Source organism: Flavobacterium subsaxonicum WB 4.1-42 = DSM 21790 (assembly GCF_000422725.1).
Lineage (GTDB): Bacteria > Bacteroidota > Bacteroidia > Flavobacteriales > Flavobacteriaceae > Flavobacterium > Flavobacterium subsaxonicum.
Window position 1 is genome coordinate 280,977 of record NZ_AUGP01000017.1, and the last position, 14,726, is coordinate 295,702.

The following is a 14,726-nucleotide window of genomic DNA, read 5'->3' on the forward strand; positions in this document are numbered from 1 at the left end:
AAAGGCTTATTATTAGAAATCCAAATATAAGCGAATTATTTTTGATTTATAATTAAAAATATCGTTAATTTTTATCAATTCGTCAAAATTAGCGATTTTTCCCATCATACTACGTTCTGTAATAATGGCTTTGGCAATATCGCGATTAAAGTATGGAAAGCGCGCCAATTGCTGTAACGACGCAGTATTTACGTTAATTGTAACTACCTGCGGATGGCTACCAACAGTAAAACTTTTCTTAAGCCCGGCAAGTGCTTCAGGAGAAAATTCTTTAAAATCATCCATTTGCTCCATGCTTACAAAAGCCCCCAGATCGGCACGGCGGCGCAGTATTTTTTTGGCAAAAGCAGGGCCAATACCGTATACATTAACCAAATCTTCTTCTACAGCGGTATTAATATCCAGAACCGGTTTAACTGATTCCTTCTTTTCAGGATAAATGTTTTTTTGCTTTTCAGCCGATGCATAATGCTGGGCCGGCTGCTTCTTATTTACCCAGTCTGGAAATTTAAAATAAGGCGAAATGCTTTTAAGGATACTATCAGGCATTCCCGTAATTTTTTGGAACTCTTCTTTAGAGTTGACAAATTTCCCGCTTTCGCGGAAGGCTTTAAGGCGGTCGATTTCTTTAACCGACATCCCTAAAGTATAACCTTTATAATCGGATATGTAATTTGGATTGAAAGGATAGCGTTTGTACTCGTTACCCGTTTGTTGGACTTTAAGCGCATCAATCTGCGACTGGTGGGCAAGCCATTGCTTTTCTGCTTCTGATTTTTGAGCCTGAGATGAAAAATCAAATGCGTTTAAAATAAAATATCCCGCCTGTACTATTATTATAAGAAGACATAATGCCACAATACCCTTTCGCTGGTCTTTGGTAAAACGGTAAGGTAAGTTGGGTAATGGCATTATTAAGAAGTTGCTGAGATACTAATGTGCTTAGGTGCTGAATGTATTACAGATCGAAAACCGAACTGCGCTTGGTGTAAAACATATCTTTTAACTTAAGCCAGAAGGCCAGGGTTAAATACACCCCAAACCACAACCCTGCCGTAACAAAGGTTATGTAAATAAAAAACAGGCGCACATTGGTGGCACGCATACCCAGCTTGTCGGCAAAGCGCGAAGCCACTTCAAAGCCATGCTTTTCGAAAAAATGCCTGATGTTTGTTATTAAAGACATGGGATTTGGTTTCAGTGTTCAGTGTTCAGTGTTCAAAATTACTACTTTATACAATAGCTTTCTATAAATCACCTTTTTAAAAGTTCGAGGCCTAATGCGCATTGCATGCAGCGTTTGTGGTTGCAGTACTCATTTTTAAGTTGTAGTAGAGACTGTGTATCGTAAGCCGATTGTGGCGCTATTTTAAACGTACGGAATTTATCTATTATGGCATTCTTTTCCGGTGCTGCCTGTTGCATCAGGGCTACAAGTTCTTCGGTATTTTCTTTACCGATGCTTTTAGCATACGCAAACCTGAATGGGATTATGGTATTGATAACCAACAAATCTATAAACGACGCTGATAAGCTTTTTCGCTTACGCGGACTCTCTTTATCAAACCGGTAATGGGTATTCCAGTACGGCGACGCCTGCACATTAAAAATACTGTATAATTCGGTTAAGGTATTCGCCGTTATTATTTTAGAGAATAAATTCTGACCGCTGTGGTACAATTGTGCCAGTTGCGCCAGCCTTATTGTTGGGAAATTATCGGGCCGGTGCCTAAAATACTCTACACTATCTATATGTACCGGCTCTAACCGATGCTTTTGTACAATATATTGGTAGCGGGCTTTAAGGTCTTTGGCATAGACATCTTCAAACTCGCCATCAAGAATGCCCGCCCTGCCCATTAACAGTGCTTCGATATTTTCGGCTTCAAAGCTTTCTTTTCTAACAATGCTAAAAGGTATCGATGTGGCTATACTGTAAAACACCTCGCCGTTAGTATTCAATCCAAAATTTTTCGCCAAAAAGCAGAATAACACCGCTTCCCAGTCGCCATCAGTTTCTTTAGCCAGTTGCACAATAGGTTTAGCTTTGCGCTCCAGGCGTTCAAAAAACAGGCGTTCTTTCCAGTTCTCTATTACAAAGCTGTTCATGGTTTCCAGCTCCTTCTCGCAATATATCCAGGTTTTTGTAGCGGCCAGTGCATTGTAGCTGTCAAGTAGTTTCGGGTCTACGTGGTGCTTTAGTTCCAACACCGGTATTTCCGAGTTATCTTTTCGCATTACCTCGGTATCATGTTCCCAAACCACGTGCAGTATCACGCTATCGTAATTGGTATCGCGCTCGTGGTTGTGTAAATACCAGTCAGACGATTTAATATGTATTTCTACATTACCCGCCCACTTTTGGCCTGCAATAACAACTTGGGCATTAAAAAAGTCGGGGCCTGCCAGCTGCAGGTATTGACCGGCATTGATAATCTCAACCTGATCGCCCTGCACGGTTGTTAATCCGTGTAGGTTAAACTTTTTAAATTGCCATACGTGGTGAAGGAAATCTTCTTTCATAGCCTGATTCTAACGGTGACTAATGTACATAAAATTTCTACAATTTGCCAAACTGCTTATATTTGTAGTATGAAAACATTTTTTGCTATCTTATTGTTGCTTCCGTTTTTTAGTTTCGCACAAAAACAGCCCAAAGCCATAAAAGTTACGTACCAAAAAGCCTACCTGGGTACCGTTAACGATGCCAACAACCCCACCATTCTTTTTTCAGACGGCAGTAAAGCTTTGGTAACCAGTAAAAACATACTGGACAAAAAAGCACCGCTGCCTACAGAGCAAACCATAGTTAGCCACAACAATGCATCTTATATTCAATTAGCACAACTAAGCAATAGCACTTTTGTTGCCGCTAAAGACAGTACTTCTGTAAAAAAACAAAAGCTGGAATTACTGCCCGACACTAAAACTATTTTAGGTTACAAGTGCCACAAAGCCAAAACCATTATCAACTCTAACACTATCGAGATTTGGTATACAAACGATTTGGGATTGAAAGGCGCACCATCGGTACTGGGCATAGAGTTAGGCCTGGTGCTGGAAACCGTCCGTAATAATAATTTTGTGGTAACTGCTACTAAGGTGGAGAAGCTTAAAGATGCCTCGGCGTATTTAAATGTGGTTCCGACCAATACAAAAATGACGGATGGCCTCACCTATCGCGACCTGCTTTGGAAAGCCCGTTTTACTACCATAAGTGTATTTAAAGATCAGGTGCTAAATTTTTCGGATGAATCGAAATCAAACGACAGTGTAATGCGCTTTGCGAACGGCACAATTGCGCTTAGAAAAATAAAATTCCCCGAAGTTAAAACCGGCAGCCAGGTATTTTTAGATTTAACCGAACAATCTAACGGCGATGCGTATGACAGGACAGGATCGGTTTTTATAATCCCCGAAGACCAAAAGCAATCTTTTTTAGACGGGCTAAAAAATGGGATCAATACCCTGCCCCTTTACGATAATGGAAATGGTAAGAAATATCAGGGAATCGCAAAAACAGATAATTATACGCCGCTATTGGAACTAATGCGCTTTTTTACACCTTTTGGCGTTAAGCAGTACAACCACATAGAACTTAAAGATAAAGTGTGGCAGCAGGCTGTGCCGTACAGGCAGGATATTTCTGAACTTGCGCCGTCGTATAGTGGCAAAGAAGTTTGGGTGGGTGTATTTATTGGCAATTATGATAAGGGCGGCCATAAAATTAGTATGGACATTACCCTGCATAACGATGAGATAAAATACAATACCGACACCAAAGTGCTACCATTGTTTAATACCGTAAATGTTATGGAAATGGCCGGACAGGAATACGGTACTTTATTTAGTTCGCCGAAAGGCTTAGAGGTACATTTTACTTTAGAGAAAGACCTTAAAAATGCCCGCCTGCGCTATATAACTACTGGTCATGGCGGCTGGGAAAATGGCGATGAGTACCTCCCAAAAAAGAATACTATAAAAGTAGACGGGCAAACTGTTTTTGCTTTTGTGCCGTGGAGGCAGGATTGCGGCACGTACCGATTGTATAATCCGGCATCGGGTAATTTTGAGAATGGGCTATCATCGTCTGATTATAGCCGAAGCAACTGGTGCCCGGGCACAGTTACCAACCCGGAATATATAGATTTGGGCGACTTAAGAGCGGGAGAACACACGATGACTATCACCATACCTATGGGTGTACCCGAGGGCTCTAACTTTAGTGCGTGGAATGTATCGGGAGTTTTATTGGGGAGGGAGTAACTATGTTACTTTAACGGAGAGCGACTGGTATGAAATACCGCTAAAATGTGAATTGAATTTTCATCAATTATATAGTGAATTCCGAAATCAAACTTTTTAAGAAATTTGATTCGCACATCTCTATACCTGACCTGAAACTTTTCAGGATCTTTACTGATTATATCAATGGCAGAATTTAAATCCTTAAGAAATTTTAATTCCAACCCCTGTTGCTTTTCTTTGTACCATTCAGCAGATTCTTCAATATTTAGAAGGGCCTGCTTCCTGATTTTTATGAGATAATTCATTAGGCACCAAACTTATCAAAGAGTGACTTTTTAGCACTATCCCAATCAGTATATTCAGCAGTTCCGTTTTGATGTTCTTCTAAATAAATATCAAGTTTATCTTTTTGCCATTGGGGCAAATCGTCTTTGCTTTCAAAACTTATAAAATCAAGAGTTTTTATAAATGTCAAAAAAGCTTTAGCCTTTTCATTATTTTCATCAAGTGAAAGTACAATCTTCATAATTAAACTTTTTAGCTAATTTACAAAATATATCATCAGATAATAAATCACACCCTCATCTTAACCTGCCCATCATGCAACAAGTAAAGCTTTGCGCAGGCACGAGCATCCGATAATGCTTCGTGGTGGTTTAGCTGAATATTATTACGGTCGCAGCAGGCGCGCAGGTTGGCGGGTTTGTATCCTTTGGCACGGTATATTTTAACGGTGCACTCCCATTTATCGGCAATTTCGAGCTCATCGTAGTAAAGGCCGTAATACTTCATGGTCTTGGCAAGAACGCCGCGATCAAAAGCTTCGTTATGGGCTACTATCTTTTTACCGAAAAGGCGTTTTTGGATTTCAGGAAATAGGGTATCAAACGTAGGGATGCGTAATGTATCGGCAGGCTTAATGCCATGTACCATAATATTACGGTACCAGTATTCGTTTTCGGGTGGCTGTATAAGCGTGTGGAATTCTTCGGTAATTATACCGTCTTCAACAGTAATAATACCAACAGCGCAGGCACTGTGGCTGTATCCGGTAGCGGTTTCAAAATCTATGGCAGTAAACGTCATCAATCAATTGCATTAGGTTTCAAATATATAAAGAAATTAGCAGCCGTGCAAAGCCCTTTTTTCGCATTGCATTAAACAACAAACCCTGCCGTATAGCAGGGTTTGTTGTTTATAAAAGTCCTAAATTATTTAATAGAACTAATAATATCGTGTTTGGTAATAATATGGTGCCTGCCATCGCCAAGGTCAACCAACACCGCCTGGTTGTCTTTATTGATAAGCTTAGATATCTCTTCTATCGAAGTGTTTGCCATAACAATAGGATAAGGCTTGCCCATAACATCTTTAATAGGTTTTGTGGCGATATCCTTATCTTCAACATAGCTTCTAAACAGGTCGGTTTCATCAATAGAACCTACAAAACCGTCTACATCTATAACCGGTATTTGCGATATTTTATATTTGCGAAGGCGGTCTATAGCATGGCTTACCAACTCTTCGGTACGCACCACTATCAGCGGCTTATCAGAATGGTCTTTAATAAGGTCTTCGGCTTTGGTTATCTCGTCGTCAAGATAGCCGCGCTCGCGCATCCAGTCGTCGTTAAACATCTTACCCACATAACGGCTTCCGCTATCGTGAAATAACACCACCACAACATCTTCCGGCTTAAAATGCTCTTTAAGCTGAAGCACACCTTTAATGGCAGCACCGGCAGAGTTACCTACAAAGATACCTTCTTCTAACGCCAATCTTCGGGTGTAAACCGCCGCATCTTTATCAGTTACTTTTGTAAAACCGTTAATAAGCGAAAAGTCTACATTTTTAGGCAATATATCCTCACCGATACCTTCGGTAACGTACGAGTAAATTTCGTTCTCATCAAAAATACCTGTTTCATGGTATTTTTTGAATACCGAACCGTACGTATCTATACCCCAGATCTTAACATCGGGGTTGCGTTCTTTTAAATATTTTGCCACCCCGGATATTGTTCCGCCCGTACCAACACCAACTACAAAGTGGGTAATTTTACCCTCGGTCTGTTCCCAAATTTCAGGGCCCGTTTGCTCGTAATGGGCAGCGGTATTACTAAGATTATCGTACTGGTTTACATACCATGAGTTAGGCGTTTCCTGGGCAAGGCGTTTTGAAACCGAATAATACGAACGCGGGTCGGTAGGCTCTACATCGGTAGGGCAAACCACCACCCTTGCGCCAACAGCACGCAGTATATCCATCTTCTCTTTACTCTGCTTATCTGATATTACACAAATAAGCTTGTAGCCCTTTACAATAGCGCCAAGAGCAAGGCCCATACCGGTATTGCCCGATGTACCTTCTATTATGGTTCCACCCGGTTTAAGGCGTCCATCTGCCTCGGCATCTTCAATCATTTTAACCGCCATACGGTCTTTAACCGAGTTGCCGGGGTTAAACGTTTCTACTTTGGCCAACACAAGGGCATCAATACCTTCGGTTAGTTTATTTAGTTTTACCATTGGCGTGTTGCCAATAGTTTCGAGTATGTTTTTTGCGTATTTCATTTAAATGGAGTTATGGGCTATTGCCAATAAGTACTGCAAAGATATTGGTTATGGCCTGAATAAAATAGTTAAATGCAACTATGAGAAGAAATTCCAGACAATGCCAAAGCGTATTGTAAAATCCCGGTACGGATAATTTGGTGCCGAATAGAAATTATAGCCTGTAAAGCTGGAGTTAAAATGCTCTGCTTTTACAAAAAGACTAAATTCCTGTATCTTCATATTAAGGAAAAAGTCTATGAGAGGAAAACCACCCATCTTACGTTTATCCTGAGAATAAAATTCGCCAATAAGCGGATTATAATCGTTGCCATAATATTTGGTAAAGTACTGGAACGTAAAACCGGTTTGTATAAACAGTGCTCTTTTAAATAAATAATCAGAATAGTATAATGTGTTACGCGTAAGCAAGCTCGGTACGTTAAGCACATTATCGGCCTGGTCTACGTTTTGGTAGAGTATGGTGTTATCTAACCCCAGTTTCCAAAACTTAATATCTTTACTAACCTTAAGCGATAGGTAATTTATGGTATTACCGTATTGTTTAGGCGTAACCAGTAAGGTATCAAAAACAGTGGAATTAGCATTGGCAGGAACAAAATCGTTGCTAAAATACAGATGGTCTTTTAATATGGTATATTGTAACGATGCACTAACCCATTTGGTTTTGGCTTCTACCTCCAGGCTGTTTATCTTTTCGTTATTAAAATTGTTAGACCAGTTGTAAGCTATATAATCGCTTTGGTATAGATTATAATTAAGGTCGGGCAATTTGTTCATGTTTTGATAGCGTGCCGAAAGCACATTTGCATCATCTATACTATAACGCGCCTGCACATCTATATTAGCCAAAGACTGGTCTGTTATAGAGTTAGAAAGCAATGCCGTGCCCTTCCACTTATCTTTATGGTAGGTATAGCGCGCACCGTAAGTATTTATCCTGTCGTTTAACGAATTTGGGATAGCTACGTTACCGCCATTATTTAAAACAATAGTACGGTAAAAATAGTTATAGTTATAATCTTCTACATAAAACTCTATAGTACCAATATCCTCTCTTGAATAAGCCGCCCCTATTAAATTGTACATTTTATTGTACCGCGTTTTATTGCTAATGCTTGATGTATAAGCATCGCCAAAACGGGTACTGACTGTGGGTTGGGTAAAGGTAAAAAACTTATTTTCGTAATTAAACTGGTGATGAAAAACCAAACTGTTAGGGTTGGTTTTGTTGAGCTTAAAAGTATGGTCTATAAAATAACGGTTACCTTTAAGAAATGACTTAGCATCATTAAAATAGACGGCCAGCTTTTCCCTGTCGGTATAAAGGTCGTTACCGCTATCAAACAAATCGGTATCTACTATACCACCATTTTCCTCATTAGAGAGGTCCTGACCTGTAAAGTGCAGCTTTAAAAAGTACCGTTTATCAGTCGTATTGTAGCTTCCGCCAATTTTAAAGTTACCATTACTGGATATCGCGTTTATGTATTTACCAATAGACCGGATACCCTTATAGCCTATAAAAAGGTTTAAATTTGGCGATGTATTTGCCGTAAAGGTGGCATCTAATACCTGACCCTGGCTAATTACAGACCTGTACATTATATCTGTATACGGTGTAGCCACATTGTAGTCTTTAATATCATCTACTTCATGATAAGCTATGTGTTTTGATTTAAAACCCATCTCCGGAAACGGACTAAAATTGGTAAGCCCATAATCTAATGTATTATAGGTTTGCCCTTCGTTGGCAAAAGCCAGTAAGCCAAAATTATCCTTTCTAAGATAGTTAACCGCATACTCTTTTTGTACGGTTAGCGATGTATCTACAAAAGTAGTATCTCTTTGCAGGGTTATAATCTTGTACATATCTATTGTTGCAATAGTATCGGCAGGATTAACTGCATCGGGCGCATTTTTTTTTGGGCTGCGCTTAATGGTATCATTTTGAGAAGCTGTTGTGGTATCTGCGCGCCTTTCTCTCTTTTTTGTCTGAGAAAAAGCCAATGCGGGCAACAGGAATAAAATTAGTACTACTATACTTTTTTTAAACATCAGGAATAACAATTTGGGCAAATGTACTGATTTTTGTAAACTTAAATATTTAAATAGAACCAAAAAAAAGAGGCTTTCGTATGAAAGCCTCTTAATATTTATTCTAATAATAACAATTGTTATTGTGTTAAAAGAGATGTTGGCCAATCTTTGCCATTGTTCCTTGTAACTTCAACAGTACCGCTATCACCATGAGTGTTAGTCCAGTTAAAAGTAAATACCGGTCCGTTAACACTTACAACATCGTAAGTATAGCTATCTCCAAATTGATCTTGTGTGTTAGCGCGAAGGCCAGTACAAGTCCATTGGATGAAGTTATTACCACCTGCCACTGTTGCAGCATTAATACCGCGAACAGTTGTGAAAAGACCCCAAGAAAGATCTGCAATCTTGAAAATACCTGTACCGGCAGCCGTTTGAGACCAAACCATTGTACCTGTTTTTTCTGTTGCTACAGGTCCTTCTGTACCTCCAACCATGTTGTATTGTTTGTAAGAGTGTGTACCACCTAAACTTTCAGAAACACAGTTTTTAGTAATTGTTACTACGTGGAAATTTCTTTCGTCTAAAACACCAACCTGAGACTCATCTAAAGTTATAACTAAAGTGTAAGTAGCACCATCAGGAAGATTAGCAAAGTTACCTTCAAGAATAACATAACCAATAAATTTACCTGCAGGTATAACTAAAGTACCCGCTTTAAAAGAGTAAAGGTCTGGAGTTGCAGTTGAAGTAGCATCTATATTGATAGGGATTTCCCTGTCAACATTAGAAAGCGAAGTAACACCTACTTCGATAGTATCTGTACGTACTTCGTTAGTTACTGTTAAAGTAGACGAAGATTCGTTAAACGAAAACAAGTTTTGTGTGTTGTTTGGGTTTAATACAACTCTGTCGTCATCGCTGCAGCTTGTTAAAGCAGCTGCAAAAAGACAAGCCAAACTAAGTTTATAAAAAATATTTTTCATATTATTCTTTTAATTAATAATTAATAGCCTGGATTTTGTTGCTCTCTAATAACCCTGTTACCATTAAGTTCTTCAACCGGAATAGGTAATGTAAACCTGTAATCTGTAACAAGCAGTTCGCAAGCAGAGTAAGGTGTACAATCTCTTTCATAACGCTGAACGCCATTAACACCAGCAAGAGTACCTAAACGCTTAAGGTCGATATAACGGTGACCTTCATAGCAAAGTTCAATCCTTCTTTCATCTAATATTGCTTTCCAAGCCTGTGTTGCATTTTCGAAAGCAGGAATTTGTACAGCGTTAGCTTTAACTATAGCTCTTGCAGTTTTAATTTCCTGTAGTGTATTTCTTGCAGCAACAAGATCTCCGGCTGCAACTTCTGCTTCAGCTTTAATATAATACATTTCAGGAAGCCTGATTGCTTTAACCCTGTTGTTTAGTAATAAACCACTAACTCCAGGATATTTAGCTATAATAAGAACATCCGAGTTTTTGTAATCAAATACAGTCGCGTAATCCTCAGCTATAATACTGGTTGCACCAATAAATACACCTGTTCTTCCTCTGTAATCATTTGAATCTTCTGTAAGTTCAGCATATAGATTTCTGCCCATGTCAAGGAAAGGACCTCCTGCATAAGTAGCACTGTTAAAGAACCAGTTGCTTACAATACCTGTTTTACCAGACGGCCTTTCTAAGCCCCAAATAACTTCGGTTAAAGAAACGTCTGACCATATTTGTTTGTAAGCCGCCTCTGTAGTAGCTAAACCTGTACTGCCTGTAATGGCAAGTACTGCATAGGCTTTAGCCTCTTCGTAAAGACCACGGTAAGCCGAAATACGTGCTCTTAAAGCATTGATAGCTCTTGGAGTTATTTGAGATGGGCCATTACCTACCAATAAACTTGCGTTTTCTTGTGCAAAATCAAGATCTTCATTGATAAAATTAAAAACTTCACCATTAGTACTTCTTGGAAGTTGCTCTTCTTTAGTAGATACGTGATCCATAAGGATAACACCTAAAGCACTATCATTTTTAAGATCTGTAGAGAAATAACTTAGCAACTGAAAGTGAGAGTATGCCCTTAAAGCACGCGCTTCTGATACAATTCTTAGTCTCTCATCAATATCATCCTGCAAAGTAGTGGCATCTGTAGAATCCAGCTCTACACCATCGGCTTTTTCAAGAATCCTATTAGCATACATAATGGTTGTGTAATTGTCTAACCAAAAATCTGAAGCATAATCGTTGGTAGCAAAAATCTGGAACCTGTATTCGTCCAAATTTTGTCCACCGTTTTGATCTGCAATTGCAGTTTCATCGGTAACAACACTTGTAAAAGCAATAATATCTTCAGCAATTACATTATCATAAACTTCGTTAAGTGCTAAATTTAAATCGCTAACATTCTCGAAAGCATTATCATAATTAAGCTCACCCGGCTGTATAATCTCGTAAGCATCATTACAAGAGTACAAAGCTCCTGCTGCTAACGTTAGTATAAATATCTTTTTTAAATTTTTCATATAATTTTTTTTTTAGAATGATAAATCAACACCAAAAGAAAATACACGTGGGGTTGGATATCCACCATAAGTACTTGCTCCGTTACTTTCAGCATCAAAACCTCTCCATTTAGTCCAGGTAATAAAGTTCTCTGCCTGGCCATAAACTCTTACACTTGTTAAGAAAGTTTTCTCTAAGAAAGTAGATGGAACGTTGTAACCAATAGAAGCATATTTAAGCCTTAGGTAAGAAGAGTCACGTAAAAACCTGTCAGATAAAGCCGCATCTGTTGCGCTGTTAGTAGCGTTAATTGAAGGCACATCTGTAGTTGTGTTATCCGGAGTCCACGCTCTGTTAATATCTTCAGAAAGTTGGAATGTACCAATAGAAGTAGGGTCCATAAGGTTAGCGTAATCAGAATCTACCCTGTACACATCTGTAACAAAAGTAAATTGTGCTGTAGCATAGAAACCTTTGTAATCAGCATTAAAGCCAAAACCACCCTGATATTTAGGTATGAAAGATTTACCTGTTTTAACCCTGTCATCAAGTGTTGGGTTTTCAGTTAAAGCACCATTAGCATCATAGTATAGAGAGTTACCGTTAGATGGGTTAACACCTGCGTATTTAACCATAAAGTACTGGTAAACAACCTCGTCGTTAGCATTTATTTGCAAATCACCAAACGCTTGGTCTCCACCTGGCAAGTTTTTAAGCTTGTTTTCGTTGTAAGATCCGTTAGCAGTAAGGGTTAATGTAAAGTCTTCGTTTTTAATAACGTCATAAGCAAGTAATGCCTCAAGACCTTTATTTTCCATGTTACCAGAGTTACCTTCGTACTGGTATGCACCATTACTTGCAGAAATAGGAACACCCAAGAATAGATCTTTAGTATATTTTCTGTACGCATCAAAAGTACCTCTTAACCTTTTACCAATAACAAAGTCGATACCTATGTTAGACTGTAAAGTAGTTTCCCACTGTGCATCGCTGTTACCAATAGAAAGGTAGCCTGTTGTTGTAGACGTTGGAAGACCAATAGAGTTTGAGTTATTGTATCCTGTTAAACTTGAATACAATGTTCTTGTTACGCTACGGCCATCATAAATACTTTCTCCGCCAATATTCTGGTTACCAGATGTACCTATAGATCCTCTAAGCTTAAGCTCAGTAAAGATTGAGTTTTGCATAAAGTTTTCTTTGTCGATGTTCCATCTTGCAGAAACTGACCAGAAAGTAGCCCACTGATTTTCATCTGTAAACCTAAATGAAGCATCTCTACGTACTGATGCACCTATACCGTATTTAGAATCGTAATCGTAGTCAAACATACCAAAGTATGAAAACAAACCACCTTCGTATTTAGCTGCACTTACAGTACGCTGGTAAAGGTTAGGTGTAGCCGTGTTAAAAGGAATGTATCCTGTACCAGCACCCGGAGCGTATGTTTTAGAGTTAAGACCTGTTGCAGTAAACGAGTTACCCTGGTAGTGAGCTTTAAAATACTCGGTCATTACCGATGCATCAATACTGTGCTTATCGTTAAATACTTTGTTATAGTTTAACCTTGAGTTACCGTTAAAACTAAAGTCTCTTGTAGTACTTTGAGTTTCGATACCTGGGTTTTCAGGATATGCTGTAGCAGCAACTATTGCAAGATATGATTGTGGCAACCTTGCAAATACTCGTGTATTTTGTGTATAATCAATACCACCAGTTACACCAAAAGTTAAATCGTTAGTTAACTTGTAGCTCGCAGAACCATTCATTAACAACTTAACCTCTTCGTATCTGTTGTAAATGTTATCAATATAATCCATAAGCATGTATGGAGTTAAAGCAAAACTTGCAGCACCAAACTCATCAAATAATTGCTGACCGTTTTGGTAAGCAGCCGGATCTAAGTAAGGCAACGAAGTAAGCATACCCTGTAATGGGTTTTGAAGAACGTTACCATCGATATCTGTTCTTGTTTCCTGCTCTAACTGGTTACGTTTTGAGTAACCTGCATACAAGTTAGTAGTATAGTTAAATTTATCATTGGTACTTTTACCAGTAAAGTTAGACCTGATAGATATTCTTTTAATATCTGTACTTGGCACAATACCTTCCTGCTCAAAATAACCAAGAGATATAAAAGAGTTAGTATTTTTACTACCCTGAGTAAAGCTAAGGCTATGATCCTGAGAAATACCAGTCTGGAAGAAATAATCTTTCCAGTAAGTGTTTGGAGCAGCTGCAATTTCTGCATCTGTCATCGCACCGTTTTCGCCGCCTGTAGCACCAGTACCAGCACCTTTTAACCTTTCAAGAGTTAACAATTGCTGACCTGTCATTAGGTTGTAGTTTTCTTTTTGCATAGTAGTAAAACCGGTAACACCAGAATACCTTACTTTAAGGCCACTATCAAAAGATCCTCTTTTTGTTTTTACAATAATAACACCGTTTGCACCCCTGTTACCATAAACTGAAGTTGCACCGGCATCTTTAAGTACAGATATCGACTCGATATCGTTACCATTGATACTTCTAAAGTTTACAAGGTTTGAAGGCACACCATCAATAACATACAATGGCTCAGTATTACCATTTAAAGATCCAAGACCCCTGATAATAACACTTGTTTTAGCAGAACCCGGAGAACCTGAACCTGTAGATATATTTAAACCAGGAACCTGACCCTGAAGCGACTGAACGAAAGAAACGTTTGGCCTGCCTTCAAGAGTTTCAGATGTAATGGTAGTTACAGCTACATTAGATCTTTTCTTAGCAGTAGTTCTATAACCCTCAATAGCTACAGTTTTAAGCTCAATACCACCTTCCTGCAAAGCTACAGTTGGTATTGTATTAGCTGCTCCAACAGTAACAACCTGCTCTTGCATACCAATGTAAGAAAAAATCAATTTTTGGCCTTGAGAAGCCAGGATGGAAAACTTACCATCAAAATCAGTCTGAACACCTTGTGCATTAGAACCCTGAACTCTTACGGTTACACCTGGTATTGGCATACCGGTAGCATCATTAACGACACCCGTTACTGTCTTTTCCTGCGCAAAGGAAAACTGAATAAAAAACGCCAGTAAAAGCGTAAAAATCCAAGTAAACTTTGATTTCATATTTAATTAATTTGAGTTAGTTAAGTCGCAAAGCTATCAATTTATTTTTACATAACAAACTTTTAACATTGCATTATCAGGAAAAGATGCCTTTACGCCGATATAAATAAAATATCCACAACATATTAGTGCTTATTGCTAACATAATAAAAAATTTAGTTAAAATACAAACGCCGGCAAAAAACCGGCGTTTATATATCAGATACTATTTTTGTACTATGGTTGCGTGTACAGTGCTATATGTTTTAAATTTTAAC

General features: G+C 38.6%; 12 protein-coding genes. 1 reads left to right on the plus strand and 11 read right to left on the minus strand.

What is annotated here, in order from left to right; genetic code table 11:
* Nucleotides 1–12: 12 nt before the first annotated feature.
* The 3 genes from G509_RS0104080 to G509_RS0104090 form a co-directional block, all read right to left on the minus strand.
* Nucleotides 13–912, minus strand: coding sequence for a helix-hairpin-helix domain-containing protein (locus tag G509_RS0104080; RefSeq protein ID WP_026990357.1), 900 nt, complete (start codon nt 910–912; stop codon nt 13–15).
* A gap of 46 nt (nt 913–958) precedes the next feature.
* Nucleotides 959–1,186: a hypothetical protein gene (locus tag G509_RS0104085; RefSeq protein WP_026990358.1), complete on the minus strand. Its 228-nt coding sequence runs from the start codon at nt 1,184–1,186 to the stop codon at nt 959–961.
* A 68-nt stretch (nt 1,187–1,254) separates the two neighbouring features.
* A complete protein-coding gene (locus tag G509_RS0104090) occupies nt 1,255–2,523 on the minus strand; it encodes a DUF2851 family protein (RefSeq protein ID WP_026990359.1) in 1,269 nt (422 codons plus the stop codon).
* Between the two features lie 69 nt (nt 2,524–2,592).
* On the opposite strand from G509_RS0104090, the gene G509_RS0104095 reads away from it, so the two are divergent.
* Entirely contained in the window at nt 2,593–4,266 is a 1,674-nt protein-coding gene (locus G509_RS0104095; RefSeq protein WP_026990360.1) for a GLPGLI family protein, read from the plus strand.
* A gap of 5 nt (nt 4,267–4,271) precedes the next feature.
* Here G509_RS0104095 and G509_RS0104100 read toward each other — a convergent pair whose 3' ends face one another.
* The 8 genes from G509_RS0104100 to G509_RS0104135 form a co-directional block, all read right to left on the minus strand.
* On the minus strand, nt 4,272–4,553 hold the full coding sequence (locus tag G509_RS0104100; RefSeq protein ID WP_026990361.1) for a type II toxin-antitoxin system RelE/ParE family toxin: 282 nt from the start codon (nt 4,551–4,553) through the stop codon (nt 4,272–4,274).
* Complete coding sequence (locus tag G509_RS0104105) at nt 4,553–4,774, minus strand: addiction module protein (protein ID WP_026990362.1); 222 nt, start codon at nt 4,772–4,774, stop codon at nt 4,553–4,555. Before G509_RS0104105 ends, G509_RS0104100 begins: the two co-directional genes overlap by 1 nt.
* 47 nt (nt 4,775–4,821) lie before the next feature.
* On the minus strand, nt 4,822–5,334 hold the full coding sequence (locus G509_RS0104110; protein WP_026990363.1) for a 3'-5' exonuclease: 513 nt from the start codon (nt 5,332–5,334) through the stop codon (nt 4,822–4,824).
* A gap of 125 nt (nt 5,335–5,459) precedes the next feature.
* Complete coding sequence (locus G509_RS0104115) at nt 5,460–6,821, minus strand: pyridoxal-phosphate dependent enzyme (RefSeq protein ID WP_026990364.1); 1,362 nt, start codon at nt 6,819–6,821, stop codon at nt 5,460–5,462.
* Nucleotides 6,822–6,899: 78 nt separating this feature from the next.
* The gene (locus G509_RS0104120; protein WP_026990365.1) at nt 6,900–8,879 is read right to left on the minus strand and encodes a putative porin; all 1,980 of its coding nucleotides are present in this window, start codon (nt 8,877–8,879) and stop codon (nt 6,900–6,902) included.
* A gap of 119 nt (nt 8,880–8,998) precedes the next feature.
* Nucleotides 8,999–9,847, minus strand: a complete 849-nt coding sequence (locus tag G509_RS0104125; protein WP_026990366.1) for a hypothetical protein — start codon at nt 9,845–9,847, stop codon at nt 8,999–9,001.
* Nucleotides 9,848–9,867: 20 nt separating this feature from the next.
* Nucleotides 9,868–11,373 carry a RagB/SusD family nutrient uptake outer membrane protein gene (locus tag G509_RS0104130; protein ID WP_026990367.1) on the minus strand — a complete coding sequence of 502 codons (1,506 nt, stop codon included), beginning with the start codon at nt 11,371–11,373 and terminating at the stop codon, nt 9,868–9,870.
* Nucleotides 11,374–11,385: 12 nt separating this feature from the next.
* Nucleotides 11,386–14,469 (minus strand): SusC/RagA family TonB-linked outer membrane protein, encoded by a 3,084-nt coding sequence (locus G509_RS0104135; protein WP_026990368.1) that lies wholly within the window; start codon nt 14,467–14,469, stop codon nt 11,386–11,388.
* Nucleotides 14,470–14,726 lie beyond the last annotated feature (257 nt).